The sequence below is a fragment of the uncultured Phenylobacterium sp. genome, assembly GCF_902826855.1.
Classification (GTDB): Bacteria; Pseudomonadota; Alphaproteobacteria; order Caulobacterales; family Caulobacteraceae; genus Phenylobacterium.
Genome location: NZ_CADEGK010000320.1, coordinates 1 through 3,222, shown reverse-complemented (window position 1 = coordinate 3,222; position 3,222 = coordinate 1). Strand labels below are relative to the sequence as shown.

Annotated in this window: 3 protein-coding genes and 1 pseudogene; 2 read left to right on the top strand and 2 right to left on the bottom strand. The window is 71.6% G+C overall.

The genetic code is table 11. The features are described 5' to 3' along the window. A pseudogene (locus QZV94_RS24115) lies at window positions 1-1,168 on the bottom strand (autotransporter domain-containing protein); the annotation flags it as partial. A 133-nt stretch (window positions 1,169-1,301) separates the two neighbouring features. Here QZV94_RS24115 and QZV94_RS24110 point away from each other — a divergent pair. Both QZV94_RS24110 and QZV94_RS24105 read left to right on the top strand, forming a co-directional pair. Then, the gene (locus tag QZV94_RS24110; protein WP_293682879.1) at window positions 1,302-1,631 is read left to right on the top strand and encodes a helix-turn-helix transcriptional regulator; all 330 of its coding nucleotides are present in this window, start codon (window positions 1,302-1,304) and stop codon (window positions 1,629-1,631) included. Window positions 1,632-1,657: 26 nt separating this feature from the next. Beyond that, a complete protein-coding gene (locus QZV94_RS24105) occupies window positions 1,658-3,106 on the top strand; it encodes a calcium-binding protein (RefSeq protein ID WP_293682877.1) in 1,449 nt (482 codons plus the stop codon). Here the strand turns inward: QZV94_RS24105 and QZV94_RS24100 are convergent. Then, window positions 3,103-3,222: NAD(P)(+) transhydrogenase (Re/Si-specific) subunit beta (locus QZV94_RS24100; protein ID WP_293682881.1), on the bottom strand; the 120-nt coding region annotated here is incomplete at its 5' end. The two genes, QZV94_RS24105 and QZV94_RS24100, sit on opposite strands and share 4 nt — an antisense overlap.

Here is a 3,222-nt window from a genome sequence, read left to right as displayed (position 1 = left end):
GGTTCAGCAGCACCCCTGTCGCCTGCGCCCCATAGGCGCGAGCGAACATTGAGCCGCCCTGGTTGTAGATCCCGCCCTGGACGGTGACGGCGCCACCCGCCGCCTGCCCGACGCGCAGGGCGGTGGCGGCCACGCCGTCGTTGACCCCCAGGCCGTTGATCGCGCCGCGGTTGACGACGCCGAAGGCCAGTTCCCCGGTCCCGACTGCGCCCACCGTGGTGGCGGCCGTCCCGCCGATGTCCAGCGCGGGGGCGGCGCCGTAGGAGATCAGCGTCGCTGTCCCCTCGGCGGCGTCGGCCACGCCGTCCTTGTCCTCGTCGGTGTCGGTGGTGCTGTTGTCGGCCGGCGGGCGGTCGAGCAGCACGCCCTTGCCCACGTTGCCCGTGATCCGCACGGCGCCGCCCGCCTGCTTCAGGTCATCCGCGTCAAGCTTGACCCGCGCCGCATCCGCCAACCGTTCGGTCGAGCGGTAGCCGGTGGCGCTGACGACGCCCTGCAGCACGACCGCGCCATCGACGTCGCCGAGCCGGACGCCGACCGATCCCTCGCCCTGGACCGTCACCGGCCCGGTGATCCTTACGTCCCCAGCTACCGAGTCCGCCCGGATGGCGACGCCGCGATCACCGGTGACCGTCACCGCGCCGGAATGGAGCAGCGATCCGTTCAGTCGCGTCTCCAGCGAGATGCCAGCGGAATCATTGCCCTCGACCCCGATCGTGCCGGCGTTGACGATATTGCCGGTCACAGCGCCCGCGCCGATCGCCCGGATGCCGTAGCGGCCCGACCCCTGCGCGAACCCGCCGTCCAGGTCGCCATCCTTGTCGGTGTCGGTGGCGGTGAAGTCCTCGACCAGCGAGATGCTTCCGGTGTTGGTGATTGTGGCCGTCTGGCCCCCGTTGACCTGCACGCCGGTGGCGCCGGTGACGCCGTTGAAACTGATCGCCCCGCGGTTGGTGACGGCATGGGAGGAATCCACCGTCACCGCCGCGCCGGCGGCCGTCGGCGTGATCGAGCCCGTGGTCTCGATGGTTACGCTGTCGGGCGCGCCGCTCGCCGCAGCGGAGGTGCGGATCGGCGCAGTGGTGGCGGTGGTGACCTTGGTCTCGCCCTGGGCGACGGACGCGAAGACGAGCGGCAGCACGGCCACCGAGACGAACAGACGCTTCATGACTTTCCCGATTTGCCTTGACGTGTTAGCCGTCACGCGCGGCTAATCGTCGTGTAATGACTTGTTGCGTAAAAACTGTATTCTGCTTGCACCAGCCTCGCAAGGGCCGCGTTGCAGCGCCCGGGAGCCCGCGATGCCGAGACCTGCGACCGATCCGGCGAAGGCCGCCCATATCAAGGTGCTGCGCCAGCAGGCCGGCCGCTGGCTCAAGACCGCGCGGGAGGCAGCCGGCCTGACCCAGGCGGAACTGGCCGAACAGGTCGGGCTCCGCTACTATACCTTCGTCTCACAGGTGGAGAGCGGCCTCGGTCGCCTGCCCATCGAGACCCAGGGCGCCTGGGCGGCGGCGCTGGGCCTGGAGCCCGGCGACTTCGCCCGCACCCTGCTTCGCTACTACGAGCCCGAACTCTACCGGCTGTTGTTCGGAGAGGCGGGCGCCAGCCGCGGCCAGGCCACAGCCTGACGCGCCAGGAGATCCATCCCCAGTCCATGGGCCAGCTTGTCCCCTTCGTCGCCCGCGTGCGCGAGTCCGGTGACTGGACCGCGAGCGAGCGCGCGCGCCTGGAGGATCTGGCAGAGCGCCTGGGCGGGGCCGGGGTCGACGTCGAGGTGATCTTCGGCGCCAGCGACGAGGGCGATCCCTGGTGCGTGGTGACTGACGCGGACGGCGACGTCCTGATCCACGTGGCCCGCATCGACGGCGTCTTCGTGGTGCACTCCGCGGTCGACGACGCCATGAGCGAGGGCGTCGACCTGCACGCCGCGCTGCGCGAACGCCTCGCCATCACCGAGGATGCGATGGCGCCCAAGTCGGCCACGATCCTGCCCTTTGAAGCCCGCCACGCGCAGACCTTGCTGGCCCTGGTGGTCGCCGCCGCCTTCTTCTACGAAACCGCCGGTCTGGGGGGAGAGGCTGAGGCCGCTGAGTCGCCGCTCCCAATCGGGCCGGAGCAGCCACCCCCGCCGGCCGCCGCCACCGAGACCGACAGCCACACCCAGGACCGCGACGTCAGCGTGCGCGGGGCCGCCCTGCGCACGGACGAAGGGGCGCCCGTCACCATGGCGCTCCAGGCCGCCGCGCCCGCCACCGCCCCCGTCGAGGCCACCGCGCCGTCGCCGCTGGCGCCCCTCGGGAGCGCGACCGGCGAACCGGCATCCCCGGCGCCCGCGGTCGTGGCCCCGGCGTCGGAGGCCCCGCCCCCGGCGGTCGTCGAGGGCACGGCCGGCGACGACCGCCTGGTCGGCACGGCGGCGGACGAGCACATCCTGGGCGGCGCCGGGAACGACACCCTCTCCGGTGGGGGCGGCCACGACACGCTCGACGGCGGCGCCGGCGACGACCGGATCGAGCTCTCTGCCGAGGTCGTGGCCATCGGCGGTCAGGGCGCGGACACCTTCGTGATCCGGGCGCTGCCACCGGGCCAAAGCGGCCATGCCGACACCTTCCTGGGCTTCATCGCCGACTTCAGCGGCCAGGAGGGCGATCGCCTCGTCAACGACGCCGGCGAGGTCCTGCCGCTACCCACCCCGGCTGGCGGCCACCCTCAACCGCCCCTCACCGGCCTGGCGCCGCAGCCGGTCGGGCCTACCCTAACCGCGACGGACGCCGGAACATCGGGTCGTCCCACGATTGACCCGACGCCGCTTGGCAGCTTCCAGACGGTTGCCCGCTCGGACGTCGACCTGGATGGGGACGGCGTTATCGACGGCTATCTCTTGGTGGCTTTCCGAACCGAGGGAACCGGTTCGGCTGATGCGTTGGCCGCCCCGGGGTCGCCGGCGCAGCTACTAGGCCCCGACCCCGATCACAACGGATGGCTGCTGATCGACCTCACCGGCGACGGCGTGTCCGACGGCGCCATCGCCGATGCCCAGGTCACGAACGACACGCTGCTGATGACCGGCCAGGGGCTCCTGTCGCCGGACCCGTTCGGCTAGAGCGCCTTCACGATCCCCTCGACCATCTTCTTGGCGTCGGCGAACAGCATCATGGTGTTGTCGCGGAAGAACAGCTCGTTCTCGACGCCGGCATACCCCGCCGCCATGCCGCGCTT

Excerpts from the sequence above, each read along its gene's own strand:
- QZV94_RS24110 (WP_293682879.1), top strand. The coding sequence starts at position 1,302 with ATGCCGAGACCTGCGACCGATCCGGCGAAGGCCGCCCATATCAAGGTG.
- QZV94_RS24105 (WP_293682877.1), top strand. The coding sequence starts at position 1,658 with ATGGGCCAGCTTGTCCCCTTCGTCGCCCGCGTGCGCGAGTCCGGTGAC.